Origin of the sequence: Bradyrhizobium cytisi (genome assembly GCF_008123515.1) — a bacterium.
Taxonomy (GTDB): domain Bacteria; phylum Pseudomonadota; class Alphaproteobacteria; order Rhizobiales; family Xanthobacteraceae; genus Bradyrhizobium; species Bradyrhizobium cytisi.
Genome location: NZ_VSSR01000022.1, coordinates 1 through 17,950 on the forward strand (window position 1 = coordinate 1; position 17,950 = coordinate 17,950).

At 63.2% G+C, this 17,950-nt stretch carries 19 protein-coding genes; 9 read left to right on the top strand and 10 right to left on the bottom strand.

Features of this window, described 5'->3' with window-relative positions; all coding sequences use genetic code 11:
* A partial coding sequence (locus tag FXB38_RS43465; protein ID WP_210250912.1) for a gamma-glutamylcyclotransferase family protein occupies nt 1-859 on the top strand: 859 nt, incomplete at its 5' end.
* Between the two features lie 67 nt (nt 860-926).
* On the opposite strand, the gene rpoD is transcribed toward FXB38_RS43465, so the two are convergent.
* Both rpoD and dnaG read right to left on the bottom strand, forming a co-directional pair.
* Nucleotides 927-3,062, bottom strand: a complete 2,136-nt coding sequence (rpoD, locus tag FXB38_RS14725) for an RNA polymerase sigma factor RpoD (RefSeq protein ID WP_148751576.1) — start codon at nt 3,060-3,062, stop codon at nt 927-929.
* A 373-nt stretch (nt 3,063-3,435) separates the two neighbouring features.
* Nucleotides 3,436-5,490 carry a DNA primase gene (gene dnaG / locus FXB38_RS14730; protein WP_148751610.1) on the bottom strand — a complete coding sequence of 685 codons (2,055 nt, stop codon included), beginning with the start codon at nt 5,488-5,490 and terminating at the stop codon, nt 3,436-3,438.
* 349 nt (nt 5,491-5,839) lie between these two features.
* Here dnaG and FXB38_RS43820 point away from each other — a divergent pair, with 349 nt between their 5' ends.
* The 3 genes from FXB38_RS43820 to FXB38_RS14745 all read left to right on the top strand — a co-directional run bounded on the left by FXB38_RS43820 (nt 5,840) and on the right by FXB38_RS14745 (nt 7,039).
* Nucleotides 5,840-6,148 (top strand): BrnT family toxin, encoded by a 309-nt coding sequence (locus FXB38_RS43820; protein ID WP_246229900.1) that lies wholly within the window; start codon nt 5,840-5,842, stop codon nt 6,146-6,148.
* Between the two features lie 67 nt (nt 6,149-6,215).
* Nucleotides 6,216-6,404, top strand: a complete 189-nt coding sequence (locus tag FXB38_RS43825; RefSeq protein WP_246229902.1) for a BrnA antitoxin family protein — start codon at nt 6,216-6,218, stop codon at nt 6,402-6,404.
* A 71-nt stretch (nt 6,405-6,475) separates the two neighbouring features.
* Nucleotides 6,476-7,039, top strand: coding sequence for a chlorite dismutase family protein (locus FXB38_RS14745; protein WP_148751579.1), 564 nt, complete (start codon nt 6,476-6,478; stop codon nt 7,037-7,039).
* Here FXB38_RS14745 and FXB38_RS14750 read toward each other — a convergent pair.
* Together FXB38_RS14750 and FXB38_RS14755 are read right to left on the bottom strand one after the other, a co-directional pair.
* On the bottom strand, nt 7,036-7,434 hold the full coding sequence (locus FXB38_RS14750) for a gamma-glutamylcyclotransferase family protein (RefSeq protein WP_148751580.1): 399 nt from the start codon (nt 7,432-7,434) through the stop codon (nt 7,036-7,038). The two genes, FXB38_RS14745 and FXB38_RS14750, sit on opposite strands and share 4 nt — an antisense overlap.
* A 127-nt stretch (nt 7,435-7,561) precedes the next feature.
* Entirely contained in the window at nt 7,562-8,473 is a 912-nt protein-coding gene (locus FXB38_RS14755; protein ID WP_148751581.1) for a transglutaminase family protein, read from the bottom strand.
* Nucleotides 8,474-8,565: 92 nt separating this feature from the next.
* Between FXB38_RS14755 and FXB38_RS14760 the strand changes: the two genes are divergently transcribed.
* On the top strand, nt 8,566-9,372 hold the full coding sequence (locus tag FXB38_RS14760; protein WP_148751582.1) for an N-formylglutamate amidohydrolase: 807 nt from the start codon (nt 8,566-8,568) through the stop codon (nt 9,370-9,372).
* On the opposite strand, the gene FXB38_RS14765 is transcribed toward FXB38_RS14760, so the two are convergent.
* The 4 genes from FXB38_RS14765 to FXB38_RS14780 all read right to left on the bottom strand — a co-directional run bounded on the left by FXB38_RS14765 (nt 9,369) and on the right by FXB38_RS14780 (nt 13,086).
* Entirely contained in the window at nt 9,369-10,349 is a 981-nt protein-coding gene (locus FXB38_RS14765; RefSeq protein WP_148751583.1) for a DUF3592 domain-containing protein, read from the bottom strand. The genes FXB38_RS14760 and FXB38_RS14765 overlap by 4 nt on opposite strands.
* A 75-nt stretch (nt 10,350-10,424) precedes the next feature.
* Complete coding sequence (locus FXB38_RS14770; RefSeq protein WP_148751611.1) at nt 10,425-11,042, bottom strand: LysE family translocator; 618 nt, start codon at nt 11,040-11,042, stop codon at nt 10,425-10,427.
* Between the two features lie 50 nt (nt 11,043-11,092).
* Entirely contained in the window at nt 11,093-11,638 is a 546-nt protein-coding gene (locus tag FXB38_RS14775) for a hypothetical protein (RefSeq protein WP_148751584.1), read from the bottom strand.
* A gap of 2 nt (nt 11,639-11,640) precedes the next feature.
* Complete coding sequence (locus FXB38_RS14780) at nt 11,641-13,086, bottom strand: LVIVD repeat-containing protein (RefSeq protein WP_148751585.1); 1,446 nt, start codon at nt 13,084-13,086, stop codon at nt 11,641-11,643.
* Nucleotides 13,087-13,233: 147 nt separating this feature from the next.
* Between FXB38_RS14780 and FXB38_RS14785 the strand changes: the two genes are divergently transcribed.
* From FXB38_RS14785 to FXB38_RS14795, 3 genes are read left to right on the top strand one after another with little or no spacing between them, the layout of a single operon-like run.
* Entirely contained in the window at nt 13,234-13,548 is a 315-nt protein-coding gene (locus FXB38_RS14785) for an ArsR/SmtB family transcription factor (RefSeq protein WP_148751586.1), read from the top strand.
* The gene (locus tag FXB38_RS14790; RefSeq protein WP_148751587.1) at nt 13,541-14,011 is read left to right on the top strand and encodes an SRPBCC family protein; all 471 of its coding nucleotides are present in this window, start codon (nt 13,541-13,543) and stop codon (nt 14,009-14,011) included. The genes FXB38_RS14785 and FXB38_RS14790 overlap by 8 nt, the downstream gene beginning before the upstream one ends.
* Nucleotides 14,008-14,520, top strand: a complete 513-nt coding sequence (locus FXB38_RS14795) for an SRPBCC family protein (protein ID WP_148751588.1) — start codon at nt 14,008-14,010, stop codon at nt 14,518-14,520. Before FXB38_RS14790 ends, FXB38_RS14795 begins: the two co-directional genes overlap by 4 nt.
* 93 nt (nt 14,521-14,613) lie before the next feature.
* On the opposite strand, the gene FXB38_RS14800 is transcribed toward FXB38_RS14795, so the two are convergent.
* Both FXB38_RS14800 and FXB38_RS14805 read right to left on the bottom strand, forming a co-directional pair.
* On the bottom strand, nt 14,614-15,750 hold the full coding sequence (locus FXB38_RS14800; RefSeq protein WP_187434885.1) for an epoxide hydrolase family protein: 1,137 nt from the start codon (nt 15,748-15,750) through the stop codon (nt 14,614-14,616).
* A gap of 126 nt (nt 15,751-15,876) precedes the next feature.
* The gene (locus FXB38_RS14805; RefSeq protein ID WP_148751590.1) at nt 15,877-16,332 is read right to left on the bottom strand and encodes a GatB/YqeY domain-containing protein; all 456 of its coding nucleotides are present in this window, start codon (nt 16,330-16,332) and stop codon (nt 15,877-15,879) included.
* Nucleotides 16,333-16,557: 225 nt separating this feature from the next.
* On the opposite strand from FXB38_RS14805, the gene carA reads away from it, so the two are divergent.
* Nucleotides 16,558-17,748: a glutamine-hydrolyzing carbamoyl-phosphate synthase small subunit gene (gene carA, locus FXB38_RS14810; protein ID WP_148751591.1), complete on the top strand. Its 1,191-nt coding sequence runs from the start codon at nt 16,558-16,560 to the stop codon at nt 17,746-17,748.
* Nucleotides 17,749-17,950: the final 202 nt, after the last annotated feature.

Sequence of the window (17,950 nt, forward strand, 5' to 3'; positions counted from 1 at the left end):
TCAGATGGGCGAACGCTCTAGCGGCATGGTGACTGGATTCATCCTTCGCGCGTTGCGCGGTGTGCCTGAGGAATGCCCGAAGTGCGGCTCGCCGCATCTCGGGCCCGAACTGGGCGAAAATTCTGCTGCGCCCGGCGTCCTCTGGGAACGACCGCGCTGCGCCGATTGCGAATGGACCGGCAGGCCAGTCCCGATCCTCGACCGTGAGGATGGGCAATCCATCATCACTCGTGAGGGCGAAAAATCCGATGAGCACAGCATCATGGCAGTCCCGCTGCGAACGATCCGTAAGCCTGGCGACCCGCCGATCGAACCGCTGAAAAAAATGGAAACAGGACCACCAGAGCCAGCTGTCTATTTTGCCTACGGATCTAACATGTCGACCGACCGACTGCGCAAGCGTATGCCAAGTTGCAAGCCACTCGGCATTGCCGCCTTGCCGAACCATGCGCTTCGCTTCCACAAGCGGAGCAAGGACAAGTCCGGTAAATGCAACGCATTTCCTAGTGGCAACGACAATAGTGTGATCGGAGTCCTGTTTGCCTTTGATCCCGCCGAGCGTGCCAAACTAGATGAGGCCGAAGGCGTCGGCAGCGGCTATGAGCATGCAATGGTCACGGTCATCAACGAGAAAGGTCGGAGGCGGAAGGTCCTTACCTATCTCGCCACCTCCGACTACATCGACGAGAGCCTCAAACCCTATAGCTGGTACAAGGATTTTGTTCTTGCCGGTGGCAAGGAACACGGCTTACCACCGGAGTATATCGCAGAATACATCCAGTCGGTTGAAGCGATCGAAGATCCCAACAAGACACGCGATAAGAAGCAGCGAGCCACGCTTGGAGATCCCGGGCGTTGAAGCTACGGCTTCGGAACGAATGGCCGGCCCGTAACGGACCGGCCTTCCCGATTTGTGAGTAAGTGCTCTAGTTATCCAAAAAGCTCCGCAGCTTCCTTGACCTCGACGGATGCTTCAGCTTCCGCAGCGCCTTGGCTTCGATCTGGCGGATACGTTCGCGGGTCACCGAGAACTGCTGGCCGACTTCTTCCAGGGTGTGGTCGGTGTTCATGCCGATGCCGAAGCGCATGCGGAGCACGCGCTCTTCGCGCGGGGTGAGCGAGGCGAGCACGCGCGTGGTGGTCTCGCGCAGGTTCGACTGGATCGCGGCGTCGATCGGGAGGATCGCGTTCTTGTCCTCGATGAAATCGCCGAGATGTGAATCCTCTTCGTCACCGACCGGCGTTTCGAGCGAGAGCGGCTCCTTGGCGATCTTGAGGACCTTGCGGACCTTCTCGAGCGGCATGCCGAGCTTTTCGGCGAGCTCTTCCGGGGTCGGCTCGCGGCCGATCTCGTTGAGCATCTGGCGGCTCGTGCGCACGATCTTGTTGATCGTCTCGATCATGTGCACGGGGATGCGGATGGTGCGCGCCTGGTCGGCGATCGAGCGGGTGATCGCCTGCCGGATCCACCATGTGGCGTAGGTCGAGAACTTGTAGCCGCGGCGGTATTCGAACTTGTCGACGGCCTTCATCAGGCCGATGTTGCCTTCCTGGATCAGGTCGAGGAATTGCAGGCCGCGGTTGGTGTACTTCTTGGCGATCGAGATCACGAGACGGAGGTTGGCTTCCACCATCTCCTTCTTGGCCTGGCGGGCTTCGCGCTCGCCCTTCTGCACGGAGTGCACGATCTTGCGGAACTCGACGATCTCGAGGCCGGTCAGCGCCGCGAGCTGATGCACCTCGTGACGGAGGTCCTTGATGCGGTCCTTCTCGTGGTGGACGAAGTTCTTCCAGCCCTTGGCCGAAAGCTTCGAGACACGGTTGAGCCAGCGCGGATCGAGCTCCGAGCCGGTGTAATTGCGCAGGAAGTCCTCGCGCGCGACGCCGTGGCTATCGGCGAGGCGCATCAGGCGGCCCTCGTGCGAGACGAGGCGCTTGTTGATGTCGTAGAGCTGCTCGACCAGTGAATCGATACGGGCCTGGTTCAGGCGCAGCGATTTCACCTCGACGATGATCTCGTCCTTCAGCTTCTTGTATTTGCGCTCCTGGTGCGGCGAGAGCGACTCGTTCTGGAGCTGGTTCTGGATGTCCTGCTCCTGAAGCTTGCGCAGCTTCTTGTAGCTGTCGGCGATCTTGTCGAAGATCTCGACCACCTTCGGCTTGAGCTCGGCCTCGATCGCCGCAAGCGACATCTGGTTCTCGAACTCGTCGTCCTCGTCCATGTCGGCTTCGGCGGCGGACTCCGCAGGATCCTTCTCGGCCTCGCCGGCATTGCCGCCGGCTGGCGCGGCGCGGAACGGGGTCGGCGCCGGGGGAGCGGCGGGCGGCGCGACATGCGCGGGCGCACCCACGGCAGCGACGGGCTGGTCACCTTCGGCCGGCGCTTCGCCGTTGGGACCGGCGATCATCGCAGTGTTCATGCCGGCCTTGGCATCGGGCCCGGCATAGGTCGCCTCGAGATCGATGATGTCGCGAAGGAAGATCTTTCCTTCGTTGAGCTCGTCGCGCCAGATGATGATGGCCTGGAAGGTCAGCGGGCTTTCGCAGAGGCCCGCGATCATCGCCTCGCGGCCGGCCTCGATGCGCTTGGCGATCGCGATTTCGCCTTCGCGGGAGAGCAGCTCGACGGTGCCCATCTCGCGCAGATACATGCGCACGGGATCGTCGGTGCGCTCGCCCGGCTCGCTCTTCTTGACCTCGGTGACGGCCTTCTGCGTGACCTCGACGAGTTCGTTGTCGGTCTCGTCCTCGCCGCCCTCGTCCTTTTCTTCCTCGCCTTCGCTGTCGTCGGCTTCGGTGACGTTGATGCCCATGTCCGAGAGCATGGACATGATGTCCTCGATCTGCTCGGGCGAGGTCTGGTCGGACGGCAAAACTTCATTGAGCTGATCGAAGGTCACGAAGCCGCGCTTCTTGGCCTGCTTGATCATCTTCTTCACTGCCGCGTCGGACAGATCGAGCAACGGAGACGGCGCGTCCTGGGAGTCCTTCTCCGGCGCGTCCGCTGCCTTGTCGTCCTTTTCCTTATCCTTCGCCTGCAGGGTCTTTGCCTTGGTGGCCATCCATTGCTCCTAAACGCGTTTCATGCAGGCGTGCGCGCGCCCGCGTGAAATCACTTGAACCTGTTGCTCGACGCTCTCGCTTCGTCAGATCTCGACACGGAAAGGGCGGCGCGCACATTTCTCGCCACCCCGACCTTTCTCTCGCCGGATTTGCCTAACGCTTCGTGAGCCTCTTTGTCGCAGCGGATGCAGGTGAAGTGCCAACAGCTATTGCGCGGATTCATTCCTGACGCGTCTGTTCTGCCTGCGGCCGCCTGGGGGCCAAAGTGCTACAAGACCGTTAAGCCTCGATTAACCCTGTTTTTGCCGCCAAACCTTGGATTTGGCGAGTCTTTTAGCGGTGCCTAGCGCGGCCGTCCGCATGATTCTTTCATCACACGCTCTTCTGGAACCGGCCCGACAACTCGCCAAAACCCTCGATCAGGGCCTCGGTGCCGTCGACCGCGGCCAGCCGGGCCTTGACGTCACGCAGCCACGCCAGATTGGCCTCGCTGGGATCGTCCCCCAAGGCCAGCTCGGCGTCTTTCAGCTCTCTAAGTAGTGAATGGTACTGCCGATGCAAGGCAACGAGCTGGTGCCAGGTCGCAAGAACGTCATCGCGGGCCGCGCCCTCCCGGGCACCCCACACCGCCGCGGTGGTGATGCCACCCTCAACTCTTTGAAGAAGCTGCAAAAATCCGCCCTTTTCGATATCGGCCCGCATCTTCTCGGCCTGCACGCCGGGGTCTGGCGAGTGGTGATGATCGTTGGCGAAAGCCGCGATGATGCCGGCCCTGAGCTTGTGGGCCTCGGGGTGGGCGAACTCCAGGGCCGCGACTTCCTCGAGGTGCTCATGCAGCAGCCAAGGGTGGTTGATCAGGCTTTGCAGGATCAGGGCCTCGCGGCGGGAGATGGCGCTACGCTGCCCCCGCATGATCGGGCTCGCCGCCAGCTGGGGGCTCGCCGCCTGGTAGGGGCCGGAGGGGAGCGGGACCGGGCCGGGCGGGCCGCGGCGGCCTCCGCCAAATCCTTGGCCAGATCCTTGCCCAAACCCTTGGCCGAATCCCTGGCCACCGAATCGATTCGCCTGCCCCCCGCCGCGGGGCTGGAACGAGCGGCCGCCGCCGCCCTGGCGGAAATTGCCCCTGCCAGCAAAGCCGCCGCGCCCGCCGTCGGGTGCAAACGTCCGCTGGAGCCGCTCGACGAACTCGTTGCGGTAGTAACGCCGGACCACCTCATCACGGATGCCGTTAGACAATTCCTTGATGCGCGCTTCCAGCGCCGCACGGCGCTCGGGCGTGGCAAAATTGCCGCCTTCGAGCTCGCGCGACCAAATCATGTCGGCAAGCGGACGCGCCGCGGCGATCACCTCCTCGATCGCACCGCGCCCGCCGGAGCGCGCGAGATCGTCGGGGTCCTGCCCTTCCGGCAAAAGCGCAAAGCGCAGGCTCTTGCCCGGCGCAAGAAACGGCAAGGCAAGGTCAGCGGCACGATAAGCGGCCTTCTGTCCGGCGCGATCGCCGTCGAAGCAGAGGATCGGCTCGTCCGCCATCTTCCAGAGCAGCGCGAGCTGGTTTTCGGTCAGCGCAGTTCCGAGCGGCGCGACGGCGCCTGGGAAACCCGCCGTGACCATGGCGATGACGTCGACATAGCCCTCGACCACGATCAGTGCGCTGCCGTCGTGGGTGGCCTTGCGCGCGGTCTGGTGATTGTAGAGATTGTCGCCCTTGTGGAAGAGCGGCGTCTCCGGCGAGTTCAGGTACTTGGCCGGAACGTCCTTCTCCAGCGCGCGTCCGCCGAAGGCGATGACGCGGCCGCGCAAATCGGTGATCGGAAACATCACGCGATCACGGAAGCGATCGTAGGGCACGGGAATGTCGTTGCCGGCCACGAGCAGCCCGGTCTCGATCATGTCCTCGACGGACACGCCGAGCTTGCCGAGATGCTCTTTCAGCGCGAAACGCTCGGGCGGCGGCGGCGCATAGCCCAGCCGAAACTGCAATTGCGTCGCCGGCGAGATCGCACGATCGGCGAGATAGCCGCGCGCTTTCGCGCCGACGCGCGAGGCCAGCGTCTCCGCGAAGAATTTCGCGGCAAGCTCCATCACGTCATGCAGCGTGCGCCGCCGCTGCTCGTGCCGGGCGGCATCCGGCGTGACCGCCGGCAGCGGCAGGCCGGCCTGGCTTGCGAGCCGCTCGACGGCTTCGGCAAACGGCAGGCCGTCGGTCTCCATCACGAAGTTGATGATGTCGCCGTGCTTGCCGGAGGAGAAGTCGTGATAAAAGCCCTTCTGGTCGTTGACGTAGAAGGACGGCGTCTTTTCTTGCTGGAACGGCGACAGCCCCTTCCACTCCCGCCCCGCCTTCTTCAGCTTGACGCGCTTGCCCACGACCTCGGAGACCGAAAGCCGGGAACGAAGCTCGTCGAGGAATTGGGGCGTGAAGCGCACGGCCATGTGTAGCGCAATCCAGAGTGAGTCGGGCGAAGGATCAGGGATATAGGTGCGGCCAGCCCAGAAGTCAGGTTTGTCAGGGTTATGCGGGTTATTCGACCTATGCACAGGGCGGGAAATCTCTCGCGAAACGAAATCCCTACCCGGGGTTCCTAGACTACCCGCCCATGGAGCAATCAGTTTCGACCTTTCCCGGCGGGACCGGGATTGTTGACATACAACGATTACATTTGTATATACACGCACACGATGAAGTCGCGGCTACGGCTTCAGACGTCATAGCAAACCTCATGCGCGGCAAAATGCGGTGTCATTTGGACAATTTGCCATGACGGAAGATTTGCAGTTGCTGTTCGCGAGCGTTCGCGACTTCGAATGGGATCCAAAGAAGCGCGCGACAAACCTGCGCATTCACGGCATCGACTTCGAAGACGCGCGCGGAATTCTCGACGGCCATACCTTCATCCGCCGGTCGGATCGCAATGACGAAGTCAGGTACCAAATCTTCGGTTACATCGACGGGCGGGAAGTCGCGGTCGCCTGTGCGATCCGCGGGACGGTCTGCCGGTTCATCTCGGTCCGGCGTGCGCGGGAAGACGAACGGCAGAAATACTACAATCGTTTCAAGGGACTCCCCGAGGAAGGGGAAGACTGACTGGGCTCGCGTCGACGCGCTGACCGACGAAGACATCGCCGAGGCTGTCGCCAACGACCCCGATGCGGTGCCGATCGATATCGACTGGTCGGATGCCGTGCTGGTGATGCCGCCGAGGAAGAAGGCGATCTCCATCCGGCTCGACGAGGACGTGCTCGATTTCTTCAAACGCGAGGGCGAGGGCTATCAGCGGCGCATGAATGCGGTGCTGCGCTCCTACATGCAGCAGAAGTCGAAGCCGAAGAAGCGGGCTTGATCCGGGGCAAAACCTCCGAATGCTGGTGACGGAGCCCTTGAACCCAGCCCGGTTCCACGCTTCCATAGGCCATGTTCAGGACCTTTCGGGGTGGCCAGAGCGGGGGCTGGCGCGTGACCTCGATGTCGCCAGTGACAGGCGAGCCCCTGCCCTTCATGCCGGCGCTGTCGGTCAACGACAGCGACGCCGTCTCGTTGCCGCTGGTGCCCTCGCGCAATGCCTGGCGCCTCGTTGGTGTGCCGAGCAGCCTGCGCTACACCGAGCGCGCCGAGAAGCAGCAGCTCGTGAGCATGCAGGCCGGCCTCGGCCGACCGGAGGCAACCAGCGCGGCGCTGATCCCGATCCGCAAATCGCAGGCCTGGTGGGAGCTGACGCAGGAAGAGCGGCGCAAGATCTTTGAAGACATATCGCACCACATCGCGGGCAGTCTTCGTTTTCTGCCCGCGATCGCGCGCCAGCTCTATCACTGCCGCGACCTCGGCGAGCCCTTCGATTTCCTGACCTGGTTCGAGTTCGCGCCCACCCACGCTTCGCTGTTCGAGGAGCTGGTCGGCATGCTCAGGCGGACCGAAGAATGGACCTATGTCGAGCGCGAGGTCGACATCCGCTTGGTAAAGGAAGTGCTGTCGGCCTAGTGGTCGAGAAAACGACCGGACTCGATGCGGGGCAGGTCCGTCACCGGCCAATTGTAGACGTAGGTCCAGGCCGGCGCAGTCGTGCCGTCCGCGCCGGTCACGTCGATCAGCTGGCGCAAATATTCCGTCGGCTCCGGAAAGCCCTCGCCACAGGCCTCGTACATGTCGAGCTCGCGCAGGAGCTCGTCGCCTGCGCGCAGTTGAAAAAGCTCACCGTGCGCAAGGTCGGACGGCGCGTCGGACAGCAGCAATCCCGGGTAATGCTTCACCAGCACGAGCCGGCCGCGGCAGCTCGCTTCGCCCAGAAAATCCGCATGCTGCGCCAGCAGCCGCGCCATCGGGTGGTCGAAGCCGCGCATCAGGGTGCCGTAGACGAAGAGACGATCGGAGGTCATGGGGCTCTATAAACTCTCCACGCCGTCATTGCGAGGAGCTGTTGCGACGAAGCAATCCAGACTATCGCCGTTGGAAAGACCCTGGATTGCTTCGCTTCGCTCGCAATGACGAAGGAGACAGCTGTATTTACAAGACCTCCGCTGCCAGCTCCGCGCCGCTGCGTTGCTCGTCCGAGATCACCTTGATGCTGACGTCCATGACGTCGAAGGCGTCCTGGGTGCCGATATAGATGCCGTGCAGCGGGATCGCCTGGCGCGGGTCGCGGGCGACCGCGACACGGATGAGATCGCGGGTGCCGACGATGCCGTTGGTCGGATCGAACTCGATCCAGCCCGCGCTCGGCAGATAGACCTGCACCCAGGCATGGGTCGAGCCGCCGCCGACATGGTGCTGCGCGATGTCTTCGGGCACGAAGATGTAGCCGGAGACGAAGCGTGCGGCGATGCCGAGCCGGCGCAGCGCCTCGATCATGAACAGCGCATAGTCGCGGCAGGTGCCGGTGCCCCCCTGCAGCGTATCGAACGGGGCTTGCGTGCCCGGCTGGTGACGCCTGCGATATTTGAACTGCTTGCGGATGGCGTGCGTGATGCGGCTCAAGATCTTGAAGGTCGGCGACGGCACGTCATGGTCGAGAAAGCCGCGCGCCCATTGCGCGATCTTGCCGTCGGGATCGGGATATTGCGGCGTCATGTACTGGACGAGATCGGGCAATTCCGCCTCGTCATAGACGAAGGGATAGAAGTAAGCGGGATCGTCCGGCGTCAGCGCGAATTCCTCGGCCGGGGTGTGCTCGACGGTGACGTGCCAGTCGAAGATCAGACGGTCCGCGCGCTCGTCGAAATCAGCGATCGCGACCGAATTGCCGAACACGTCGTGGATCCAGCGCAGCGACAGCGGCTCCGGCGAGATTTCGAGCCTGGAGGCGAGCACGCGCAGATCATGGCCGTCGCTTGGACGCAGCATGAACCTGTGCTCACCGAAGGCCACCGGACGATTGTAGCGATATTCGGTCTTGTGATGAATCGTCAGCAGCGGCATCGTCGGGAGATCATGGTGATTTTGGGCAGACCCATCTATAGCGATTCGTTGCCCAATTTCCGGGGCGACTGCTTTTTCCATAGGCAATCAGGATGGCTTTAGACACAGCCGAGGCAACGGATCAACTCCTTGGCGAAGGCGATATTCCGCCAGTGCATGAGGTGAATGCAGCTGGCACATCACCCTTCCTGCTCACATCGGACCATTACGGCCGCATCCTGCCGCGCTCGCTCGGCGATCTCGGCATCCCGGAAAGCGAGCTTGTCAGGCACATCGCCTGGGACATCGGCATTGCCGGCGTTGCCGAGCGGATGGGGGAGATGCTGGATGCCCATCTGATCGCACAGCGATATTCGCGTCTCGTGATTGACTGCAACCGGCCGCCGGGCCTGCCGAGCTCGATCCCCGTGATATCGGAGGCGACGGCGATCCCGCGCAACGAGGGCATTCCGGACAGCGAGCGCGCGGCACGGCGGCGCGAGATCTTCGAGCCCTATCATCATCGCATCGACACGGTGATCAACAGCCGGATACACGCAAAGCGGCCCACCGTGCTGGTGTCGCTGCACAGCTTCACGCCTGTTTATGCCGGCGTCGCGCGGCCCTGGCACATTGGGGCGCTCTACAATCGTGACACCGTGCTGCCGAAGCTGCTGTTGAAACATCTGCGCGCAGAGGGCGATCTCGTCGTCGGCGATAATGAGCCCTATGCGGTGAGCGATCTAAGCGATTACACCATTCCCGTCCACGGCGAGGCCCGCGGCCTCGTCAACACCGGCATCGAGATCCGCCAGGATCTGATCGCGGATCAACCCGGCCAGCAGCAATGGGCGGAGCGGCTGGCAAGGATCTTTGCGGAGATCGAGATGGAGTTGAAGCCGGAGCTGTTTGTCGACTAGCCGCGCGTCGCGACGAACAGCGCGAGCGCAGCAAAGATCGCGGCGATGCCCCATAGCACATAGGCGAACCGACCGCCGCCGCGAACGTCCAGCGTGGCCTCGGCGGGGTTGTCGGGATTGACGTGGACCTCCACAGTCGCGCCGTCCTGATAGCGCGACATCAGCTTCTCCAGCAACTTGGTGGAGGCCTGTGGCGTGCCGGCCGCGACCCGCGCGCATTCATTGGTGTAGCGGACATTCTGGTAGCTGTAGGTATAGGTGACGCGTTTGCCGAACATCTCGACGCCACAGCTTTCGCCCGGCTCGCTCGCCTCGTGATATTCCTCCATCTCCGACAGCTTGACGGTGCCCGGCACCACTGGCCAACGCGTCGCCACCGCGGCCTGCCGCCGCACCGCCCAGCCCATCAGAGCGATGACGAGGCCGAACGCGCCGAAGCCCACGACCATCCCCGCAAGGTCGGGCCGGCCGATGTGACGCGCGAGCCAGGCATAGCTCTGGTTGAGGCCAAACGCCGAGCCTAAGATGATGGCGACGACGATGGCCGAGCCGATGCCGAGACAGCCCCACAGGCCCTTGGGCAGGTCGCGCTCCAGCACCGCCTGATCGGGGTGGCGCGGATTGTAGTAGACCGTGACGATGCTGCCGGCCGGATATTTCGCGAGCTTCTCGGCGACCTGGAAATTGCCGAGGTCCTCTCCGATCGAGACGCGGTTACCGCTCAGTTTCCGGCCGCTCAACGAATATTCGTAGGTCACATTGGCGAAGTTGCGGCTCTCCATGCGGTAGCCGTCCTCACGCTCGTCGTCGGACACCCTGACCTCGCGCACCTCGGCAACTGACGTGACGACCTTGCCTGACACCTGCGGCCAGCTCCTCGCCTCGCGCGCCTGCCAAGTCTTCACGATGGCGGCAATCAGGATCAGCGCGAGCGGCGCGAGCAGCATCGCGTAAACCAGCGGAGGCAAATTCGGCACGGCAAAAATCCTTCGTCAGCGGCAATGCTTCCTTGGACGCATCGCCGCCGACGAAGGTTCAACCGGGTTGTCAGCTCATTTGGCCCTGATCAATGCCAGCCAGATGCCGCCGCCGATCATGAAGCCGCCGGACACGCGGGACACCATGCGGGTGCGGCGCGCCGAGAAAAAGCCGCGGACCTGTCCGGCAAGCAGCGCGTAAATTCCGTCCGTCAAGCCGGCAAGCACCATGAAGGTGATTCCGAGCACCAGGACCTGCGACAGGTGATCCTTGCTCATGTCCATGAATTGCGGAATGAACGCCCCGAAGAACACCAGCAGCTTCGGGTTCGACAACGCCACGACAAAGCCCTGTAAAAGGAAGCCACCGCGAGGGGGTGGCGGCGGCGCACCGCTGTCGACGCCCTCAACCGGAGAGCGGATCAGCTTGATGCCGAGCCAGACCAGATAGGCCGCGCCCGCAAAGCGCACCCAGTTGAACCAATAGCCCATCGTCGCCATGAGCGTGGTGAGGCCCACCGCAAGTATGCCGATCACGATCAGCAGTCCGACCTGCACGCCGAGAATGTTGGTCAGCGCCGCGCGCGTGCCGTGGCGCAGGCCGTTGGCAATGACGAGGGTGACGATCGGGCCCGGCAGCAACGCGAGCGCGATGCAGGCAGCGATGAAGGCGAGATAGGCTTGCATGGACATCATGATGAAGACTCAAGCTGGGGGCGTTTGCTTGTATTAATGCATGGCACTTACTTCCCGTCCAGCGCCGCAACCAGCCACGATTTCATCTCCTGCGTCTCCAGCAATGCGAGCGCCGCATGCTGCATCGCGTTGGCGTCGCCCCGCCCCTGCGCCGCCGCAACGAAGAGATCGCAGCGCCGCGAGACGGCAACGCCAACCGCGGCGTGGCTCGTACCGTCATATATCGCGAGATCATAGCGCCGCGCACGACCGCGCATCTCGCCGACATGCACCACCTCGCCCGGCCCGGTCGCGGTAAAGCGCGGAGAGATCAGATCGATATCGGCAACACGATCGACCTCGTCGTCATCGGCGACGCCGCTATCGCAATTGCAGAAGCCGCGCTTGGCGCGGATATAGAGCTCAGCGCCGTCACACGCACCGCCCTCGCATCGAAACGCACGGCCCGCAGGCCAGCCGTCGCGCGGGAACGGCCAGGCGAGTTCCCGCCAATGCGCCGATGTCGGCGCTGGCTGCGGCGCAAGCTGATACGCGCCGACGCCGGACACGCCGAGCGCGGCAAGGGCAAGTGCGATCGTCGCCGCGCGCCGCATCGTCAGTTCTTCGGCAGGCCGGCAGCGGCACGTGCCGGCCCGGTCAGCTCGAGAATGTGCAGGCCGGTGTTGGCGCGGTCGACGATGTAGATGTAGCCGCGGTCGTCGGTCTCGACATTGTTGGTCTGGATCGCGACCTTGCAGCGCTCGCCGCCTTCGACCGGAATGCAGCGTTTGTCGGTCGCCTGCGTGATCGCAGGAATGAAATAACCGACTTCCCTGGGATGATAGGGATCGCGGATGTCGAGCGCGCGCACGCCGGCATTGAAGAAGGCGATGAAGGCCATCTTTTTGTAGTAGACCGGCGCCATGCTCTCGTTCGAGGAATGCGAGCCGAAGCGGCCACCGCGCTGGCAGAACTGCCCGCTCGCCTCCGGCACGGTGTAGCTCGAGATCATCATCGGCCGCGTTTCGGTGGTGACGTCGGCGAACCACACCATCTGACGCGCCTCGCCGCATTCGTTCAAAATCGCCTCGTCGACGATCATGACGATGTCGCGGGTCTTGCCGTCCTTGTCCTCGGCGAATTCCGCAACCGGCATGTCGAGCATCGGAAACGTGGTGTGCGCGCCGTTGAACGCCGACATCGGCAGCCGCGAGATCTCGGGAAGGCGCAGATTGTCCGGCGTCGGCTCCTTCGGCCCGTTCAGAAGCTTCTCGCGATCGACGATCTGCAAAATGCCGCCCTTGTTGGTGCCGTAACCGAAATAGACGCGGTTGCCATTCGGCCCGGTCGAGATCGGCCCATGCAGCTCGGTCGGCACCGCGCCGGTCGATCCGGGCTCCTGGCCGGGCAGGCCGAAGTCGCGGATTTTTTGCGGATGGGCGGGATCAGAGAGATCATAGATCTGCGTCATGCGCCGTGTGCGCCAGTCCGGCGCGCCCGAGACGAGATAGGCAATGCCGGTGTCGCATTCCCACCAGCTCTTGTGCGTGTCCTTCAAGCCGCCGATGCGCGTGATCAGCGCGGGATTGGCGGGATCGGCAACGTTCCAGATCTCATGCGCCTCGCTGCCGAAGGTGCGCAGCATGTAGACCGCGTTCGGATCTCCCTTCGGCAAGCTCTTGCCGTCGCAGACCCGCACCATCTGCGCGCCGCCGGATTCATACTTGCCCTCCTGCCCAGGCAAATGCCTGAGATATTTGGGATGCGCGGGATCGGTGACATCGACGATCGAGGTGCCGTTCGGCTCCGCCTGGCCCGTCATCGGATTGACGGGCGCCGGCACGTCGTCAGTGCCGCCGTGGTGTCCGATATAGGCGATCCAGCGGTCGCCCTGGTGATGGATGGTCGGCTGATAGGCGCTGCGTGCCTGCAAATCATTGGCACCCACCAGCTTCATGTTGGACGCCTCGGGCGGCGCACCGATGGTCTGCTTCTGGGCGTGAACAAACGTGCTGCCGGCGAAAAGGACGAGGGCGGCAGCAGTCAAGACGCAACGGAACATCAAAGTCCTCCCGGAACCAATCTGCGCTGGCTGGGATTCAAGGCTAGCACACCCAATTGCGGGCGCCAAAGACACCATCGTTGACGCGTCGCCCCGGAATGACGGAGCTCTTGACATGCAACCATTTGGTTGCCTATTATTGTCGCCATGGATGAGGTCTTCAAAGCGCTCGCCGATGCGTCACGACGGTCGCTGCTGGACAGGCTTCACGCCAGGAACGGCCAGACCTTGAACGAGCTTTGCGAAGGCCTGGAGATGACGCGCCAGGCGGTGACAAAGCATCTTGTAATTCTGGAAGAAGCCAACCTAGTCACGACCATCAGGCATGGACGCGAGAAGCTGCACTATCTCAACCCGGTGCCGATCCACCAGATCGGCGAACGCTGGATCAGGAAATTCGAGCGCGGCAAGCTCGCCGCGCTCAGCGAGTTGAAACGTCAGTTGGAGAAGCGCGATGAGTAAGCCCCAATTCGTCTACGTGACCTATATCGAAACCACGCCGGAGAAGTTGTGGGAGGCGCTGACGTCGAGCGAGTTCACCAGGCAATACTGGTTCGGCGCCGAGGTACGGTCGGACTGGAAGGTCGGCTCGCCTTTCGCGCTTCTGCTGGACGGCGAAATCACCGATTCCGGCGAGATTTTGGAGGCCGATGCGCCGCGACGGCTGTCTTACAGCTTCAAGCACCAGAAGTTCGAAGAGCTGCGCGGCGAACCGGTTACGCGGGTGCTGTTTACGCTCGAGCCCTTCGATTCAGTCACGCGGCTGACGGTGCTGCATGACGGCTTCATCGAGGGCGGCAAATATCTCGGTGCTGTCTCCAGCGGCTGGCCCGCGATCCTGTCCCAGCTCAAGACCTTGCTGGAGACCGGCAAGCTGCTCAACGTCACGCGCGCGGCGCTCAACAAGGGATTCGACCCAAAATGAATCTCGATCAGTTCAAGCCGCTGACGGTCTACACCATCTACATCGCCTCCACGCCGGAGAAGGTGTGGGAGGCGCTGACCTCGGCCGAGTTCAGCCGGCAGTACTTCTTCGGCAATGCCGTGGAGGTCGAGCCACAGCTCGGCGGGGCGTTCATCGTGCGCACGCCCGACGGCGCCCTGCACATCAGCGGCGAGGTGCTCGCATATGACCCGCCGAGAAAACTCTCGGTCACGTTCAACGTGAACTGGCCCGATCTGATCGAGAAGCTCGGGCCAACCCTCGTCACCTACGACATCGAAGAGGTCGGTGACGCGGTGCGGCTCACCATGAGCGAGGGCCATGATCGGCCGCTCAGCGACGACATTCTTGCTGGTGGCCGCTCGGGCTGGCCCGCGATCCTGTCCAGCCTCAAGAGCATGCTCGAGACCGGCACGCCGCTCGTGGTCAAGATGGGGCCGCCGCAACGGATGCTGGATGCGTTGAAGGCGATGGGGATCAAGACGCCGTAGGAGATGTTTGGCGACGACTCGCGGTTTGCCAGTCGAGCGTGACAACTTCTCCCTGGGGATATGGGCCCCCGCCTTCGCGGGGGTCAGCATGGCTCAGCGCACCGTCGCAAAGAATTTTCTGACATCGCGCACGAACAGCTCCGGCTGCTCGAACGCAGCGAAATGCCCGCCCTTCTCCATCTCGCTCCAATGCGTGATGTCTGGAAAGTTCGGCTCCATCCAACGCCGCACCGGCGTGATGATCTCCTTGGGAAACACCGCCACACCGGTCGGCACGGTCACTTTGGGCGTCGTCTGGCGCTTGCCAAAGCTCTCCCAATAGAGCCGTGCGGACGACGTCGCCGTCTCGGTCGTCCAATAGAGCATGACGTTGTCGAGCAGCTCGTCCTTGTCAAAAATGTTTTCGGGGTGGCCGTCGCAATCAGTCCAGGCCCAGAATTTTTCCAGGATCCAGGCCGCCTGCCCGCTCGGCGAGTCCGTCAGGCCGTAGCCGAGCGTCTGCGGTCGCGTCGATTGCTGCTTGGAATAGCCGGAATCGAGATCGACATAGTGCTTGAGCCCCGCAAGCGCACGCTTCTCTTCCGCCGTCGGCTCGCCCTCGACCTTCGGCGCCGCGTTGAAGGCGAGCGTGATGTGGATGCCGGCGCAATGCTCCGCGTCCTGCCCGCCGAGCGAGGTCGTGACCGCCGAGCCCCAGTCGCCGCCTTGCGCGCCGTAACGCGTGTAACCCAACCGGTCCATCAACTTGGCCCAGGTCGCGGCGATGCGGTCGACACCCCAGCCGGTGGTGGTCGGCTTGCCCGAGAAGCCAAAGCCCGGCAGCGACGGGCAGATCACGTGAAATGCATCGGCAGGATTGCCGCCATGCGCGACCGGATCGACCAGCGGCGCGATCACCTTCTGAAATTCGACGATCGAGCCGGGCCAGCCATGGGTGATGATCAGCGGCAGCGCGGCCGGCTCTTTCGAGCGCACATGCAGGAAGTGGATGTCGAGCCCGTCGATCTCGGTGGTGAACTGATCGAAGCGGTTGAGTTTTGCTTCACGCGCGCGCCAATCATAACCGTTCGCCCAGTAGGAGCAGATCTCCTGGATCCAATGCAACGGCGCGCCCTGGCTCCAGTCATCGACCAGCTCCGCCTCCGGCCAGCGCGTGCGGGCAAGGCGCGATTTGAGATCAGTGAGGACGTCGTCGCTGATGGCGATGCGGAACGGTTTGATCGCGGCGATCATCGGTTGCCTCCCTTGTCATTCCGGGGCGCGCCTCTTGGCGCGAGCCCGGAATCCATTGATCAACGGAATCGGCGGCCCGATGGATTCCGGGCTCGCGCATACGCGCGCCCCGGAATGACGGTCTCAGCCCGTCAGCGCCGCCTTCACCAGGCCGCTGGCCTTGCCGAAATCCATTTGCCCGGCGTACTTCGCCCGCAACGCCGCGATCACCTTGCCCATGTCCTTCATGCCGGCGGCACCGGTCTCGGTGATGGCGTCCGCGATCACCTTCTTCACCTCGTCATCCGACATCTGCTTCGGCAAGTAGGCCGAGATCACCGCGATCTCCTCGCGCTCCTGTGCGGCGAGCTCGGCGCGGCCGCCCTTGTCGTAGAGCTCGACCGATTCCTGGCGCTGCTTGATCATCTTCTGGAAGACGCCGAGCAGGTCGGCATCCGACAGCGGCGGCTTGCCGTGCCCGCGCGCCTCGATGTCGGCGTTCTTGATGGTCGAGTTGACCATGCGCAGCGTGGAGAGCTTGCGCTCGTCCTTGGCCTTCATGGCCTCCTTGACTGCATTGTTGATATCGTCGCGCAGCATGATCGTGATCCCTTCAATCCGTTGCGCCTGATCTAGGCCGTTTGCGGGAAAGAGGCCATACCGGGCCCACGGTTCATTGTTCCCGAACCGGCTGCCGAAACTGCGCAAAAATTACCCGTTCCAGCTTTGAGTACCTGAGGGGACCTGTCAAATATGCAAAAACGCATGTGAATCCGCCGTTTCCCGCTTTGACGCGCGCGCGCGGGGGGCTTATGAAGCGGGCTCATGACACAACATGAAAACGATACCGCCTGGCCGGACCATAAACCGACCGCGCTCCTTGTGCTCGCCGATGGCACGGTGCTCGAAGGCTTTGGTCTCGGCGCCGAAGGCCACGCCGTCGGTGAGGTCTGCTTCAACACCGCGATGACCGGCTATGAAGAGATCCTCACCGATCCCTCCTATGCCGGCCAGCTCATCACCTTCACCTTCCCGCATATCGGCAACGTCGGTACCAACGAGGAAGACATCGAGACGGTGAACATGGCCGCGACGCCCGGCGCGCGCGGCGTGATCCTGCGCACCGCGATCACCGACCCCTCGAATTACCGCGCCACCAAGCATCTCGACCAGTGGCTGAAGGCGCGCGGCATCATCGGCCTTTCCGGCATCGACACCCGCGCGTTGACTGCGCTGATCCGCAGCAAGGGCATGCCTAACGCCGTGATCGCACATGCCAGGAACGGCGAGTTCGATTTGCATGGGCTGAAGGAAGAAGCGCGCGAATGGCCCGGCCTCGAGGGCATGGACCTCGTGCCGATGGTCACCTCCGGCCAGCGCTTCACCTGGGACGAGACGCCCTGGCTGTGGGACAAGGGTTTTGGCCGCCAGGACAAGCCCGAGTTCAACGTCGTCGCCATCGACTACGGCATCAAACGCAACATTTTGCGCCTGCTCGCCGGCGTCGGCTGCAAGGTGACGGTGGTACCGGCAACGACTTCATCTGAAGACATTCTGGCGATGAAGCCGGACGGCGTGTTCCTGTCGAATGGTCCGGGTGATCCAGCCGCGACCGGCAAATACGCCGTGCCTGTGATCCAGGACGTGATCAAGTCGGGCACGCCGACCTTCGGAATCTGCCTCGGCCACCAGATGCTCGGCCTCGCCGTCGGCGCGAAGACCAGGAAGATGCATCAGGGCCATCACGGCGCCAATCATCCCGTGAAGGACGAGACCACCGGCAAGGTCGAGATCACCTCGATGAACCACGGTTTTGCGGTGGACGAGAACACGCTGCCGAAGGGTGCAACGCAGACCCACATCTCGCTGTTCGACGGATCCAATTGCGGCATCCAGCTCGACGGCAGGCCGGTGTTCTCGGTGCAGTACCATCCCGAGGCTTCGCCGGGTCCGCGCGACTCGCACTACCTCTTCCAGCGCTTTGCCGATCTGATGCGGCAGAAGAAGAGCGCGTAGGCGCGCTCTCGTGCCCCGGGCGCAGTGCAGCGCGCCGCTCCCGGCGGCGTGATGCACTGCTGAACCGGGGCCCATGCCGGCGTTTTGGGTCCCGGCTCTGCGAAGCAGCGCTACGCGCTGCATCGCGTCCGGGACACGAGACCTTTGGAGGAACGCCTCCTCCCGCTTCAATGTTGTCACGGCACCTTCGTGTAGCAGGAGC